Source organism: Gemmata palustris, assembly GCF_017939745.1.
GTDB classification, from domain to species: domain Bacteria; phylum Planctomycetota; class Planctomycetia; order Gemmatales; family Gemmataceae; genus Gemmata; species Gemmata palustris.
On sequence record NZ_JAGKQQ010000001.1, the window covers coordinates 7,783,859 to 7,797,156 of the forward strand.

At 65.7% G+C, this 13,298-nt stretch carries 12 protein-coding genes, 1 tRNA gene and 1 pseudogene; 6 read left to right on the plus strand and 8 right to left on the minus strand.

The genetic code is table 11. The annotated features are described in order from the left end of the window. The first annotated feature begins 116 nt into the window (after positions 1–116). Together J8F10_RS32270 and J8F10_RS32275 are read left to right on the plus strand one after the other, a co-directional pair. The gene (locus J8F10_RS32270; protein WP_210660858.1) at positions 117–1,151 is read left to right on the plus strand and encodes an HAD family hydrolase; all 1,035 of its coding nucleotides are present in this window, start codon (positions 117–119) and stop codon (positions 1,149–1,151) included. Positions 1,152–1,385: 234 nt separating this feature from the next. After that, positions 1,386–2,174, plus strand: a complete 789-nt coding sequence (locus J8F10_RS32275; protein ID WP_210660860.1) for a bestrophin-like domain — start codon at positions 1,386–1,388, stop codon at positions 2,172–2,174. Between the two features lie 5 nt (positions 2,175–2,179). Here J8F10_RS32275 and J8F10_RS32280 read toward each other — a convergent pair whose 3' ends face one another. Next, positions 2,180–3,187 (minus strand): helix-turn-helix domain-containing protein, encoded by a 1,008-nt coding sequence (locus J8F10_RS32280; protein ID WP_210660861.1) that lies wholly within the window; start codon positions 3,185–3,187, stop codon positions 2,180–2,182. A gap of 280 nt (positions 3,188–3,467) precedes the next feature. Between J8F10_RS32280 and J8F10_RS32285 the strand changes: the two genes are divergently transcribed. Both J8F10_RS32285 and aqpZ read left to right on the plus strand, forming a co-directional pair. Further along, positions 3,468–5,141 (plus strand): arylsulfatase, encoded by a 1,674-nt coding sequence (locus tag J8F10_RS32285; protein WP_210660863.1) that lies wholly within the window; start codon positions 3,468–3,470, stop codon positions 5,139–5,141. Between the two features lie 758 nt (positions 5,142–5,899). Then, positions 5,900–6,655 (plus strand): aquaporin Z, encoded by a 756-nt coding sequence (gene aqpZ / locus J8F10_RS32290; RefSeq protein ID WP_390891123.1) that lies wholly within the window; start codon positions 5,900–5,902, stop codon positions 6,653–6,655. Between the two features lie 66 nt (positions 6,656–6,721). Here aqpZ and J8F10_RS32295 read toward each other — a convergent pair whose 3' ends face one another. Both J8F10_RS32295 and J8F10_RS39470 read right to left on the minus strand, forming a co-directional pair. Then, the gene (locus J8F10_RS32295; protein ID WP_210660867.1) at positions 6,722–7,990 is read right to left on the minus strand and encodes a carbohydrate porin; all 1,269 of its coding nucleotides are present in this window, start codon (positions 7,988–7,990) and stop codon (positions 6,722–6,724) included. A gap of 365 nt (positions 7,991–8,355) precedes the next feature. Continuing rightward, positions 8,356–8,622 carry a hypothetical protein gene (locus tag J8F10_RS39470; protein WP_246523696.1) on the minus strand — a complete coding sequence of 89 codons (267 nt, stop codon included), beginning with the start codon at positions 8,620–8,622 and terminating at the stop codon, positions 8,356–8,358. A gap of 192 nt (positions 8,623–8,814) precedes the next feature. Here J8F10_RS39470 and J8F10_RS39475 point away from each other — a divergent pair, with 192 nt between their 5' ends. Further along, positions 8,815–9,120, plus strand: coding sequence for a tyrosine-type recombinase/integrase (locus J8F10_RS39475; protein ID WP_210660870.1), 306 nt, complete (start codon positions 8,815–8,817; stop codon positions 9,118–9,120). 77 nt (positions 9,121–9,197) lie between these two features. On the opposite strand, the gene J8F10_RS32310 is transcribed toward J8F10_RS39475, so the two are convergent. Next, a tRNA-Lys gene (locus tag J8F10_RS32310) sits at positions 9,198–9,270 on the minus strand. A 313-nt stretch (positions 9,271–9,583) separates the two neighbouring features. Here J8F10_RS32310 and J8F10_RS41150 point away from each other — a divergent pair. Beyond that, positions 9,584–9,761 (plus strand): annotated as a pseudogene (locus J8F10_RS41150) (IS1 family transposase); the annotation flags it as partial. Positions 9,762–9,904: 143 nt separating this feature from the next. On the opposite strand, the gene J8F10_RS32315 reads toward J8F10_RS41150, so the two are convergent. From J8F10_RS32315 to J8F10_RS32330, 4 genes are all read right to left on the minus strand, one after another. Further along, on the minus strand, positions 9,905–10,804 hold the full coding sequence (locus tag J8F10_RS32315) for an FkbM family methyltransferase (protein ID WP_210660872.1): 900 nt from the start codon (positions 10,802–10,804) through the stop codon (positions 9,905–9,907). A gap of 31 nt (positions 10,805–10,835) precedes the next feature. Continuing rightward, positions 10,836–11,069, minus strand: a complete 234-nt coding sequence (locus tag J8F10_RS32320) for a hypothetical protein (RefSeq protein ID WP_210660874.1) — start codon at positions 11,067–11,069, stop codon at positions 10,836–10,838. Between the two features lie 215 nt (positions 11,070–11,284). Beyond that, positions 11,285–11,983, minus strand: coding sequence for an MgtC/SapB family protein (locus J8F10_RS32325; protein ID WP_210660876.1), 699 nt, complete (start codon positions 11,981–11,983; stop codon positions 11,285–11,287). Between the two features lie 186 nt (positions 11,984–12,169). Further along, entirely contained in the window at positions 12,170–13,192 is a 1,023-nt protein-coding gene (locus J8F10_RS32330) for an isocitrate/isopropylmalate family dehydrogenase (RefSeq protein ID WP_210660878.1), read from the minus strand. Between the last annotated feature and the right edge of the window lie 106 nt (positions 13,193–13,298).

A 13,298-nucleotide genomic window follows, 5' to 3' on the forward strand; every position in this document is an offset into this window, starting at 1 on the left:
TCGCCGCGGGCTCCCGCTTCCCCTCGGGCGCCGCGATCTCGGTCCGTCGGGAAGAAGTGAGTTCCTTGGTGTCGGACTTGTGGACCGGCCCGTTTTCTCAACCGGAGTTTTGCACCATGCGTTCGCGCCTCCCCTACCGAGCCGCGCTGGTCGCGGTCGCCTTCGCGCTCGGGTTCTACGGTTCGGTCCCCGCTCCTCTGACCGCACGCGCGCAGAAGGTAGAGAAGATCGACCCGCTGCCCTCCTGGAACGAGGGCGCCGCGAAAACCGCGATCCTCGACTTCGTCGCGCGAACAACCAAGGAGGGCTCGCCGGACTTTGTCCCGGCGCCCGAGCGGATCGCGGTGTTCGACAACGACGGCACCCTGTGGCCCGAGAACCCGCTCCCCTTCGAGCTGGCCTTCACGTTCGACGCCGCCAAAGCCCGTGTAGCGAAGAAGCCCGAGCTGAAAGACACGCCCGCGTACAAGGCGCTCGCCGAGGGCGACATCTCCGCGCTGGCCGCAGATCACCACAAACTTCTCATGCAACTCGCACTCGACACGCACGCGGGCATGACGACCGACGAGTTCCACAAATCGGTCGCGGACTGGATCGCGACCGCGAAGCACCCGCGCTACAAGCGGCTCTACGCGGACTGCACGTTCCTACCCATGCAGGAGGCCCTGAAGCTGCTGCGGGCGAACGGCTACAAGACGTTCATCGTCTCCGGCGGCACGGTCGAGTTCATGCGGGTCTGGGCGGAGAAGGTGTACGGCATCCCGCCCGAACAGGTCGTCGGAACCACCTTCAAAACGAAGTACGCGCTGGTCGACGAGAAGCCCGCGCTCACGATCCTGCCCGAGATCGCGCTGATCGACGACAAGGCCGGTAAGCCGGTCGGCATCCAGCAGTTCATCGGCCGGCGCCCGGTGATGTGCTTCGGCAACTCCGACGGCGACCACGAAATGCTCCAGTGGACGACGGTCGGGCGCAAACCGAGTTTCGGGCTGATCGTCCACCACACCGATGGTGACCGCGAGTACGCCTACGACGCGAAGCCGAAGAGCAGCGGGAAGCTCGTCGAGGCACTGGAGGCGGCACCGAAACGCGGGTGGACCGTCGTGGACATGAAGAAGGACTGGAAGCAGGTCTTCACGTCCGAAAAGTAATCCCTTCGGGCCGGGCTCGATCTGCCGCTTCTTATTCACGAGAGGCGCCACCGTGGCACGTCTCGTAGTGGTTCTCGCGAGTTAAATTCGGCGCCGCTAAAGCAGGGCTCAAGGCGATCACTCTGTGAGTGAACGCCTCCAGGAGATAGTTCTGGTGCGCCCGAAGGAGCCAAAACGCGCGAAGTGACCGGAGTTCCCCGGCCGTGCCCGCATCAACCGTTTGGGACCGAACCGATGGACGCGATCGCGAACGTGCCGATGTGGGCGCTGGTGACCGGCCTGTTGGCCCTGATGACGGCGGCCAACGAGTGCGGGTTCCGGCTCGGGCGCCGGTACCACCGGGGAGAACCGGAGCCGGCCCGCGCGGTCTCGACCGCGCTCAAGGGGAGCGTGTTCGGGCTGGTCGCCCTGTTACTGGGGTTCTCGTTCTCGATGACCGCGAGCCGGCACGAGGCGCGCCGGAAGGTGGTGCTCGACGAAGCGAACGCGGTCGGCACCTGCTACTTGCGGGGCGGGCTGCTGGCAGATCCCGAACGCGCGCGCATCCGGGACGCGCTGCGCGGGTACGTCGCGGTGCGGTTGGAGCACTTCGAGAAGGGTCTCGACCCGGAGGAATACCGGCGCACCAGCCGGGAAATGGACCGCCTGCTCGCCGAGGTGTGGGCGGCGGTCGAAGCCGCGACGCGGAAGAACCCGGAAGCGGTTCGCACGAGCCAGATCGTTCCCGCCGCGAACGAGGTGCTCGACCTCAGCAGCACGCGCGCCTGGGCGACCCGGAACCACCTGCCGGCCCCGGTACTGGTGCTGCTCGTCGCGAGCGTCGCGGTGGCGAGCCTGCTCATGGGGCACTCGTCCGGCCAAGCCGGGAAGCGGCACACGGGCCTGTGGGCGGCGCTCAACGTGCTGCTGGTGCTCGTGCTCTTCGTGGTGCTGGATTTCGATCGGCCGCGGCGGGGGCTCATCCGGGTCGATCACACCCCGCTGGTCGAACTGAAGGCGAGTTTCGACGGGCCGCCGAACTGAGGGCTTCACGCGAGGCCGTCCGGAGGGTCGAACGTGAAGACCCGTTCGGTGCTTCGGGCACGATCCGTCTGGGAGGGGCGCTCGCCGAACAACCGGCGGTAGTCGGCCGCGAAGTTACCGAGGTGATGGAACCCGTACCCGCGGGCCACGTCGGAGATCGCGGCCGCCGGGTCCGCCTTCAGGCCCGAGCGGACCGTGTTGAGCCGCACGGCCTTGTAGTAAGCCATCGGGCCGAGCCCCAGGCGCTCGTGGAACGCCAGGCGCAGCGTCCGGTCACTCACCCGTAGTTCCTTACACAGATCGATCGCCCCCAGTGGCTCGCGGAGGTGAGCCCGCATCAACTCTTCGGCCCGCCGCACGAGCGCGGCGAGCGAAAGCGCGGAGCGCCGGGCGACCCCCACGGGCGCGACCCCCGCGACGACCGCCCGGACGCACTCTTGTTCGAGCTGGTGCCCCTCGCCGGTCGCGAGCAGTGCGGGGTCCGCAACGGCCCGCGCGAGCAACTGGAGGATCTTGTTGTGGACCCTCGAGTACGCATCGGGGGCCGGGACCAGTGCGTCCCACGTCGTCGGCCACGCGCCGGCCGCGCCGCCCGACAAGCTCCGCGCCGCTTCTTCCATGAAGTCCGCCCCGGCCGAGATTCCCGTACTCGTACACCGCCGTGCGGTGTAGTGGTTCGTCTCGGTGTCGGGGCCGTGGACGACGAACTGACCCGGATCGAGGCGCCGACCCTGCCAGATCCCGCCCGCGTTCGCGGGCGTCACGGTGTACAGGCTGAACAGCCCGGGGGCGCCGCGCCCGCGCGCGAGAACCGTTTGGTTCAGATCGACCGAGACGATCCGCCCCGCGCGCCCGCGCGCCAGGCTCAGGGTGCCGTCGAACCGGCCCGAAGAGAGCTGCTCGAACCGCCCGCTCCACCCTGAATAGAACGCCGCGAGCTGGTCGAAGTCTGAGAGGCTGCGGGCGAGCGCGACGGGGGGTTGCGCCGGGAAGGACCCGCGCGGGATAGACATGGCGGTTCTCTACCTGTTCAGATACGCAGATCGATCGACCGACCGTCGCGTGGCCCTTTGCCGCTTTTGGATAGTTTAGGAAAATTCATTCGCTCTCGGTTTATCTCGCGGTTAAAGGTACACCTCACGGGCGGCGCGTGACGTTCGATCTCTCACTTCTCTTCTTCATGAAATTGAGGATACACCATGTTAAACCGCTCGAATCTCGTTTCCGTGTTCTTGGTCGGCGTCGGGGTCGCGCTCGGCTGGGCGTCAGCGTCCGGCCACCTCCGGTTCTCGAATGACGCGACTACCTCGGCGGACGCACCCGGGGGGGGCTGCGCCCGCCGGCGCACCGGCGGGCACCTCGTGCTGCGACGCGGGCGCCAACGCCGCGGACCTCGCCGCGCTCGCCGCGCACAATCAGAAGGTGACAGCCAACGCTCAGAAAGACGGGAAGAAGCCGAACATCTGCATCATCTGGGGTGATGACATCGGGCAGTCGAACATCAGCGCCTACTCACACGGGGTCATGGGCTACAAGACGCCCAACATCGACCGCGTAGCGAAGGAAGGCATGATGTTCACCGACTACTACGCGGAGCAGAGTTGCACCGCGGGCCGGGCCTCGTTCATCACCGGCCAGCACGGGATGCGCACGGGGATGACGAAGGTCGGCTTGCCGGCCGCGACCCTGGGGCTCCAGAAGGAAGACCCGACCATCGCGGAGATGCTCAAGCCGCTGGGGTACGTGACCGGGCAGTTCGGGAAGAACCACCTCGGCGACCGGAACGAGTTCCTGCCGACGGCCCACGGGTTCGACGAGTTCTACGGCGCGCTTTACCATCTGAACGCATCGGAAGAACCCGAGCACCCGGATTACCCGAAAGATCCGGCGTTCTTGGCCAAGTACGGGCCGCGCGGCGTCCTGGATTGCAAGGCCACAGATAAGGAAGACCCGACCGTCGACCCGCGGTTCGGCAAGGTCGGCAAGCAGACCATCAAGGACACCGGCCCGCTGACCAAGAAGCGGATGGAAACGATCGACGACGACGTGGCGAATCGGGCGGTGGACTTCATCCAGCGCCAGGCGAAAGCCGACAAGCCGTTCTTCGTGTGGGTGAACTTCACGCACATGCACGCCCGGACCTACGCCAAGCCCGAGAGCAAGGGGCAGGCGGGCCGGTGGCAGAGCGAATACCACGACGCGATGATCGACCACGACAAGAACGTCGGCACCGTGCTCAAGGCACTCGACGACGCCGGCATCGCGGACAACACCTTCGTCATGTACTCGACCGACAACGGCCCGCACATGAACACGTGGCCGGACGCCGGGATGACCCCGTTCCGCAACGAGAAGAACACGAACTGGGAAGGTGCGTATCGCGTCCCCGCTATGGTGAAATGGCCGGGCAAGATCAAGCCGGGCACCGTTTCGAACCAGATCGTCGGCCACCTCGACTGGCTGCCGACCCTTCTGGCCGTCGCCGGCGATACCGAAGTCACCGACAAGCTGCTGAAGGGTTACAAGGTCGGCGACATGAGCTACAAGATTCACCTCGACGGCTTCAACCTTGTGCCGTACCTGACGGGCCAAGTGAATAAGTCGCCGCGCGACTCTTTCATTTACTGCAACGACGAACAGCAAGTCGTCGCCCTGCGGTACGACAACTGGAAACTCGTGTTCATGGAACAGCGCGTACAGGGCACCCTGAAGGTGTGGGCCGAGCCGTTCGTGTCGCTCCGCCTGCCGCTGATGTTCAACCTGCGTCTCGATCCCTACGAGCGCGCCCAGATCACGTCGAACACCTATTACGACTGGATGTTCAGCCACGCTTTCCTGATGGTCCCGGCACAGGATTACGTCGGCAAGTTCCTGACGACGTTCAAGGACTACCCGCCGCGGCAGAAGGCCGCCAGTTTCAACCTCGACGAGGTCATGCGGAAGCTGCAAGAGAGCGGTGGCAAGTAACCGTAGGGCGATCGCAAAAGCGGTCGGGAACACCACCCGGCCGCTTACTACTTCGATGAGTTCACATCATGTCTGTCCGCAACCGCCGGCGCCGACTCGAGGCGGCTCCGGCTCTCGCTGCAACCACACCGCCCGCTGCGCCGGTGGCCGCGCGTCTTCCTTTATGTCGCGCTGGCGGTGACCGCGTTCGGGGGCGCGCATGCGGCTATTGAGCTAGTGTGTCTGATCGATGAGTCGAATTGTGCTGATGAATGCCGGCGAGTTCGAGATGGGGGCCGTGGGTGACACGCCGAACAAGACGAGTAGCCGGCCCGCTCCCCAATCGCGTGACCCGCGGCGGATCGTCCCCATGTCACGTCACGTACTGCGAGAGCTATTACCCCGGCTGCGCCGCAGAGCCGCCACCGGCATGTCACACCTCAGTTTCCGGTGCGTGATTTCTAAATCCGACTGGGAGAACCGCAAATAACACTACACATCGTTCGTGCTGCGTGCGCCCGCTCCGAGAGCGGACCGGGGCGCAACGGGTACCGAATGAGGCCGCGATCCACGCGGCTGGGCTTATCCGTCAGAACGAGTAAGTTGAGACCAGTTCAGGCGTCAATCTGAACGCCGAACTGATCGACCCGGTTCGAGCCCCAGCGCGATCACCGTCCTATCTCGTGCCCGATTGACGGTCGGAATCCGATCCGTGAGGGCAGGCGCCGTGTCGGAACGCCCGGCCCGGCAAGCACCGTTCCACTCATCGCAGAGGCCACGTGATGTTGAAAAAGGCAGTCGCGGAACTGATCGGGACGTTTTGGCTGACGTTCGGCGGGTGCGGCAGTGCGGTACTTGCCGCCGCCGTATTCATCCAAGAGGGGACGAGCCCGATCAACATCGGGATCGGGCTCGTCGGGGTGTCGCTCGCGTTCGGGCTGACGGTACTGACGATGGCCTTCGCCATCGGCCACATCTCGGGGTGCCACCTGAACCCGGCGGTGACCGTGGGGTTGGTCGTTGGTAAGCGGTTCCCCGCCACCGGTGCGATCCCGTACATTCTGGCGCAGGTCGCCGGGTCCGTGCTCGGCGCGTTCCTGTTGTTCGCGATCGTGAGCGGGAAGAGCGGGTTCACGGGGCTCGAAGACAGGGCCGGGGTGTTCGCGACCAACGGGTTCGGGGACTTCTCACCCGGAAAATACTCGCTCGTCGCCTGCCTCACGGCCGAAGTCGTACTTACGGCGGTCTTCCTGTTCGTCATTCTGGGCGCGACGGACCGTCGCGCCCCGGCCGGTCTCGCGCCGATCGCGATCGGACTCGGACTCACGCTCATCCACCTGATCGGAATCCCGGTCACGAACCTGTCGGTGAACCCGGCGCGCAGCACCGGTCCGGCCCTGGTCACCGCGTTAAACGGCGCCGTCACTCCGATCACTCAGTTGTGGTTGTTTTGGGCCGCACCGATCTTGGGCGCGGCCGCCGGAGCGTTCTTGTACCAGTTCGTTGCGGACGAGCCCTCTGTGCCGGTGAAGTAACGGGCGCGAGGGACGTCGGGAATCGGCTAAAAGGGCGCGAGTTGACCCGGATTCGGGTACGGAATTTCAGAACAGGATCTGGAGCCGCAGCCCGGTCGTGATCGTGGTGTTCACGTTGATCGTGCTCGGGGTGGCAACCTGGAAATCGTAAGTCATCCGGCACCAGGGCGTGATCGCGTAGTTGTAGAACAGTTCCACCCCGTGCTCGTCCCGCTGCGGTGCGAACGGCCGGGCGAGCGCCTTGAAGTTGTCGCTCAGGCCCAGGTAGTAGTACCCGACTCCGAACGTGTCCAACTTGCGCCCGGGGATCATGCTGCGCCCGCCGACCCCGCCGTTGGCCACGAACCGAACCGGGTTCGGGTTCCCGTCCGAGATGCCGAACTGCCCGAACAGCCCCCAGTTCCGCTTCTCGTCGCACTCGTCCACCCAGAGCGATTGATAGAAGTTGGCGTACACGGACCACGAACCCGTCTCGAGCGGGGTGACCGGGTCGCGCGCCACCAGGGACCGCAGGAACGGAACGTTCAGGTACGCGGCCGGGTCGAACGACCGGTACTTCGCGGTGCTGTACGTCCCGCCGAAGTTGTACGCACCGGGCCGGTCCAGGAACTTCGTGCGGAGCACCAGGTCGGGCACCAGGACCACGCCGCGGTCGTACAAGTTCTGCAACCCGCTGGTCGCCCGCTCCTCCGGGTCGAACACGGTGAGCGTGAACACGGGTTCGAGATCCTTGAGCACCGCGAACCCGACCCCGGCGGCCGCATACGGGATCGTCCGGGCAACGATCGGGTTGAACACGAGGGACGTGTTCTGGAACCCTTCGAGGCCCGGCTTGTTGGTCCCCAGACCGGGGCTGTAGCGCAGCGGGTACTCGTCGAGCGTATTGATCTTCCCCGCGTAAACCGCGAAGTTCTCGCTGAGGGCCTGCGTGAGCTTGAGTCCGGTGATCGACGTGATGCTGGTCGTCGGGTCGGGGAAGTTCATCGCGATGTTGCTGGGCGCGAGCAACCCGTCGATCCCGTTGACGTCCTGTCCGTACCGGGTCTCCGTGTGCATGTTCAGGAACAGCCCCTTCCACAGCCCGAGCTTCTGCCCGTCCACGTTGAACAGGTAGTCGAGCTTCCCGCCGTACTCCCACGAGCGCTCATTTCCCCCGGCCGCGACCCCCTGATAGAACTGGGTCGCGAACAGATCGAAGGTCAACCCGCGGTTGGCCAGGGCCGAGCGCGTGCCCCACCAGTCCCCGGTCAGCCGGAGCCGAGAGGAGAGGTCGCCGGCATACGGGTTCGCCGGGGCCGCGGCCTCCGTAACTACCGGTTCGGAGGGGAGGGGCACCACTTCCCCCTGTGGTGGCCCCGCACTCGCGGCCGGAGCCGGAACGGGAGGAGCTGCCGGGGGGGGGCTGTCCGATCGCGAGCGCGCCGGAGAACAACAGCACCACGACCGCAATCACGACCTGTCGGAAGTCGGCGCGCATAACGAACCTCCGTGCCCCACTGCCGGGCGCGCAACGAGTGAGAAGATGAGCTAACGAGGTTATCGGACCGCGGCGGAAACTGCGTAACGTGCGATCACAGCTTGCATCAGAACGTCGCGGTGTTTGGGGAAACTGGTCCGTCTCGGCAAGACGTATTCCGCGCCGCTTTTGAGCCGAGGGCGGTGGATCGGCTTCATCCTTTAGAGCAATTTTAGGTGGTGCCCTACTTTCGTTGCACGGCCGGGAGCGTCAGCCCATCTCGCAACGACCACACGTGATCGGTCAACCCGGCGGCCATCGCCGGAGTTCTCGCTCGCCAGCGGCCGTCATCACTCTTCACGCGCAGGGTGCGCACGGGCCAACAGAAGTTGTAGCTGAAGTAACTGAACGCCGTTGCCGCGCGATGCGCGTCCCAGTCCTTCGAGAACGCATAGCTCTTGCCCACCTTGCGGCCGCACCGGTTCCGATCGGTCCCGTTGTGGCGCTCCACGAAGCACGGTTCACCGACCGGCTGACCGTCGAGGACGCCAGCGCCTGAGCCACCGCCGCTGCGGTCCCGAGCACCATCCGCGTACTCACCGATACCACACGGTTGTTCTCGCGCTCCTTGTGAACGGTCTCGTAGGTGAGCGCCGGGGCATCACGACGTGCGCCTTGCGGGGGCGGCCCCGTCGCCCGGTTCGTGGCGGGAGCACCAATTGGCCGTAGGTCGCACGGGAAGCACTACTGGCAGTCGAACTTCATCAAGCGAGTGTTCAATCCGATCAAGAGAAAAGCCGCCCAAGGCTGGGCCACGCCGTACACGTTCTGCCACACGATGGCCACGCTGCTGCTCCAGGCCGGGGTTCCGGTAAAAGTGGTGTCCGAGCGACTCGGGCACGAGGACGTGATGACCACGCTCCGCACCTACGCCCACGTGATGCCGAACGACCAGGGCCGGGCCGCGGACACCATGCAGGCGTTGATGCGAGCGGCCAAGAAACCCTAACTCCCCACCGACTCCCCACGATCGATTTTGGTGGCGTTATAAACGACGCAACTCCTGACATAATCAGGAGTTGCGAGTGCGCCCGCTGGGACTCGAACCCAGGACCAACGGATTAAAAGTCCGTTGCTCTACCAACTGAGCTACAGGCGCTTACTTCAATTTCTGGGCAATTCGCTTCGTTGCTACGAATTTGACACCAGATATCCTCGGACGCACCAAAGACAGTTGCAACGCCTCTGGTGAGAGCCACAACCACCGTCTCGCAGGAACGGGAGCCATGTCTGAGAGTGATTCTATTGCGCACGGCACGCCGATCAAGCGGGACAAACCCTACCCGGATTTCCCTCTATTTCCGCACGCCACGAAGCTCTGATGGTGCGACTCACAAGTCGTGCGACAAATTCGGTCACGGTGTACGCCGACGCCCTCTCCTCGTACCGGGTCGTATTCCCCCAGAGCCCGGCACTGGGCCGTGGGCAAGGACACGGGCCTTACCGCCCATATCGAGCGCTTCGGGCTGACGCTACGGCAACGATGTGCCCGCTTCGTCCGTAAGACCCTCACGTTCTCCAAGTGCCCCCAGGAATCACCCCGGCCCCTTATGGCACTTCATACGGCTGTACAACGAATCCCGACCGTAGGGCCACTACCCGAACGGCGTTGATTCCCGCCGCTACCGGCGGGGACTCGATGACTCAACTGGGTTTCGCCCGACCAAGAGGACCGGCCGGCCGGGATCGACTTTAGCGCCTGATGTAAGAAATCAGGCGCGCCGAGGCTTCCATCACGCGGCCCGGTACAAGTGGAGTTGCCCGTCGAGCCAGCGGACCCGCTCCAACAGATCGGCCCGTTCCGCGGCCCAGAGGGTCCGTTCCGCGACCCGGTCCGCGGCCTGCTCCTCGACCCGGGCGACCCAGCCCGCGCGCTCGGTGGTCCACATGACCCGCTCGGCGGCCCAGGCCGCGCGCTCCGCGTCCCACATGGCCCGCTCCGCGAGCCGTTCCGCCGGCACGTAGGGTTCGTCGAACAAGTTAATCGGCAACTGGAGCCGGGGAACCAAGTGCGCGTCTTCCGCCCGGACGTAATAGCGGTTCAGCCCGTCGAACGTGGCGAACAGGTAGTCGGCCGCGAGGACCAGGGGCTCCCAGGGGCCGTGGTTCGGGGTCGAGCGCTCCGACTCGGTCGCTTCGATCACCAGCACCACCGGGCGCCAGCGGCTGAAGTCGGCCCCGCGGAGTACCGACAATTCGTGCCCCTCGACGTCGATCTTGAGGAAGTCGATCGGGCCGCGCACGTAGCGCTCGCACACTTCGGCCAGGGTAACGGCCTGGAGCGTGCGGCTGATAACGGGAACCCCGGCCTTCTTGAATTCGGCGGCCAGGGCCGCGTCCGGGGTGGACAGGAGCGGCCGGTCCGGGAACTCGTAGAACGTGACGTCGTGGCGCGCGTCTGACAGGAGCGCGTTCACGTTGATGTCCCGCGGGCGGGCGGCGCTGAGCGCGGCGAAGTACCCGGCCTGCGGTTCGATGTTGATCCCGTTCCACCCGCGATCGTAGAACCATTTGGTGACGGACAGTTCGACCGGGTCGGCCGCGCCGATGTCGATGTAGAACCCGACCGTACCGGGGAACACGCGGTTGAGGAGGACGTCTTCGCGGTTCTGGGCGTAAGAAACGTTCGGCATGATGTGCTCTCACCGGGACCGGGGTGGGACGTTAGGCCGCACGGGACTGCTGGGCCGATACCTGTCTCTGGAGCGCGGCCACCTGTTGTTCCAGGCGCACGAGGCGCGCGCGGTCGGCCTGCTGGCGGTCGAACAGCAACTGCAGGCGGACGTCGACCCGCGCGATGAGCGGGCGCAGCAGCCGCACCAGCACCTTGCGAAGCCGTGGGGTGACCGGCCGGAACGCCACCCGGACCAAGTCCTTTGCCCGCGCACGCAGTCCCATCTCGCCCCTCCACCGCACAGCCGAGTAGAACCCGTCGATCCCCGTGGATATCGTTTCTGGGTGATTGACGCAAGCCGAGCTCGCGGCGGCTCGCGGCGGCGGTCGGGAAATTTGGAGAAGCGCGGGCGCCCGGGTGGGACGCGACCGGCACGGGGAACGTGAAAGGTGGTGGGGGCGTGCAGCCACGGGTCGGGGCGGCGGGATCCGAGAACCGGTTATTCCAGCGGGGCCGCAACCTTCGCCCAACTCGCGGAACGCACGCCCGGTTCGATGAGGAGCCGGGCCACCGTGTCCTGAATGGCCCGGTCGTTCTCCGGGGTCGCGGTCACGTCCGCGCGGAGCACGGTCTTTTTCTTCTTCGGCTTGCCGACCGCGGTGCCCGTTAGCACCACGCCGGGAACCGAACCGAGGTGCCGGGCGAGCACGGAGCGAACGAGCGAGTGGTCGCGGTCCTGACACGTCACGCGCAACTGGTAGTACGCCGGGGTGCTCTGCAACCGCGACTTGCGCTGGTCGACCCATTTTGCGATCGGCTTCAGTCCCAGAACGACCAGGAGCACGAACCCGGTGCCGATGGCCGCGTGCAGCCCGAACCCGATGCCGGCCATCGTGCCGACCGCGGCGCTGCACCACAGCCCGGCCGCAGTGGTCAACCCGCGGACGTTGGTGCCTTCCTTGAGAATCACGCCGCCGCCGAGGAACCCGACGCCGCTCACGATGTAGGACGCGATCCGCGTGGGGCTGTTCGTATCGCCCTGGAGTTGCGTGAGTGTGACAAAGAGGGCCGCACCGGTGCTCACGAGTGCGTTCGTCCGCAGCCCGGCGGGGTGCTGACGGAGCTGCCGCTCCAAACCGATCACGGTACCGAGGAACGCGGCCAGCGCTACGTTCCCAGTGAAGTTCAGCAGGTCCAACGCGGGCGCTCACTTTCTCGGCCGCTAATCCGATTTCGGTGCCATCGTAGCGAGCCGAATGAGCCGCGACCGCTAGGGAGCGGGAGGCGCTACCGCTCCCTAGCGGTCGCGGCTCGTTACGAAAAACTGCTCGGCCACCGTTGTTCCTTCGAGCCACCTCGCGGGGCAGACCAAAGCCCGTTCCGCTCACATCCGCGCGAGGATAGCGTCCGTGAACGCGGTGGTCCCCGCGGTGCCGCCGATGTCGCGGGTGCGGACCTTCCCCTCGGTCAGCACGGCTTCCACCGCCTTCTGAATGCGCGCGGCGGTTTCCCCCTCGCCGATGTCTTTCAACAACTCGATGGCCGGGAGGATGAGCGGCAACGGGTTGCCCACGTCCGGCGGAACGCTCTCGTGGGACGCGCCGTACACGGCTTCGTACACGGTCACGTCCGTACCGCTGTTGATCGCGGCCGTCGTACTCACGCCCCCGACCAGCCCCGCGCCCAGGTCCGAGAGCAGGTCGCCGTACAGGTTGCCCGCGGTGAGCACCTCGAACTGCTGCGGGCGGCTCACGAGCTGGTTGCAGGTGTTGTCGACGATCAGGTCTTTCGCGGCGATGTCGGGGTAATCGCTCGCCACGCGCCGGAAGCATTCGAGGAACAGCCCGTCGGCCATTTTCAGGATGTTCGCCTTGTGGATGCAGTGGACCGTTTTCCGGCCGCGCTTGCGCGCGGTCTCGAACGTGAGCCGGAAGAACCGCATGCACGCGGCCTCGGTCACGATCTTGAAGCTCTGTACGACGCCGGGCACGATCTCGTGCTCGCTCGCGGTGTACAAGTCTTCGGTGATTTCGCGGAACAGGAGGAAGTCGACGCCGGTGAACCGGCTCGGAATCCCCGGCAGGTTGTGGACCGGGCGCATCGACGCGAACAGCCCGAGCTTGCGCCGGAACGCGACGTTGTAGTTCGTGGGCACGCTGGGGCCGTGCGCGGTCGGCATCCCCGCGCCCTTCGGCTGGAGCAGCTTCGTCTTGAGCGCGATCCCGCACGCGCGCACCGCGTCGAACGTGGGCTTCGGCAGCGCGTCCGCGCCGTGCTCGAGCGCCATGCGGCCCGCGAGATGGACCTCGAACTCGATCGGCACCTTCGCGGCCTCGAACAGCCGCCGCACCGAGAGTTCCTGGTCCTCGCCCAGCCCGCCGCCCTGAACGAATATCACCTTGCGCATCGACGTCCCCCGTGGCCTCGCGTCGCGGCTATCTTACAAAGGCGGGGCGGAAGAGCAGCCGCGGATCAACGCAGATAAACGCAGATCAGAAAAGAACATTGGATTT

Coding starts and splice junctions, on each gene's coding strand:
- J8F10_RS32270 (WP_210660858.1), top strand. CDS start 117: ATGCGTTCGCGCCTCCCCTACCGAGCCGCGCTGGTCGCGGTCGCCTTC.
- J8F10_RS32275 (WP_210660860.1), top strand. CDS start 1,386: ATGGACGCGATCGCGAACGTGCCGATGTGGGCGCTGGTGACCGGCCTG.
- J8F10_RS32280 (WP_210660861.1), bottom strand. CDS start 3,187: ATGTCTATCCCGCGCGGGTCCTTCCCGGCGCAACCCCCCGTCGCGCTC.
- J8F10_RS32285 (WP_210660863.1), top strand. CDS start 3,468: ATGACGCGACTACCTCGGCGGACGCACCCGGGGGGGGCTGCGCCCGCC.
- J8F10_RS32315 (WP_210660872.1), bottom strand. CDS start 10,804: ATGCCGAACGTTTCTTACGCCCAGAACCGCGAAGACGTCCTCCTCAAC.
- J8F10_RS32320 (WP_210660874.1), bottom strand. CDS start 11,069: ATGGGACTGCGTGCGCGGGCAAAGGACTTGGTCCGGGTGGCGTTCCGG.
- J8F10_RS32330 (WP_210660878.1), bottom strand. CDS start 13,192: ATGCGCAAGGTGATATTCGTTCAGGGCGGCGGGCTGGGCGAGGACCAG.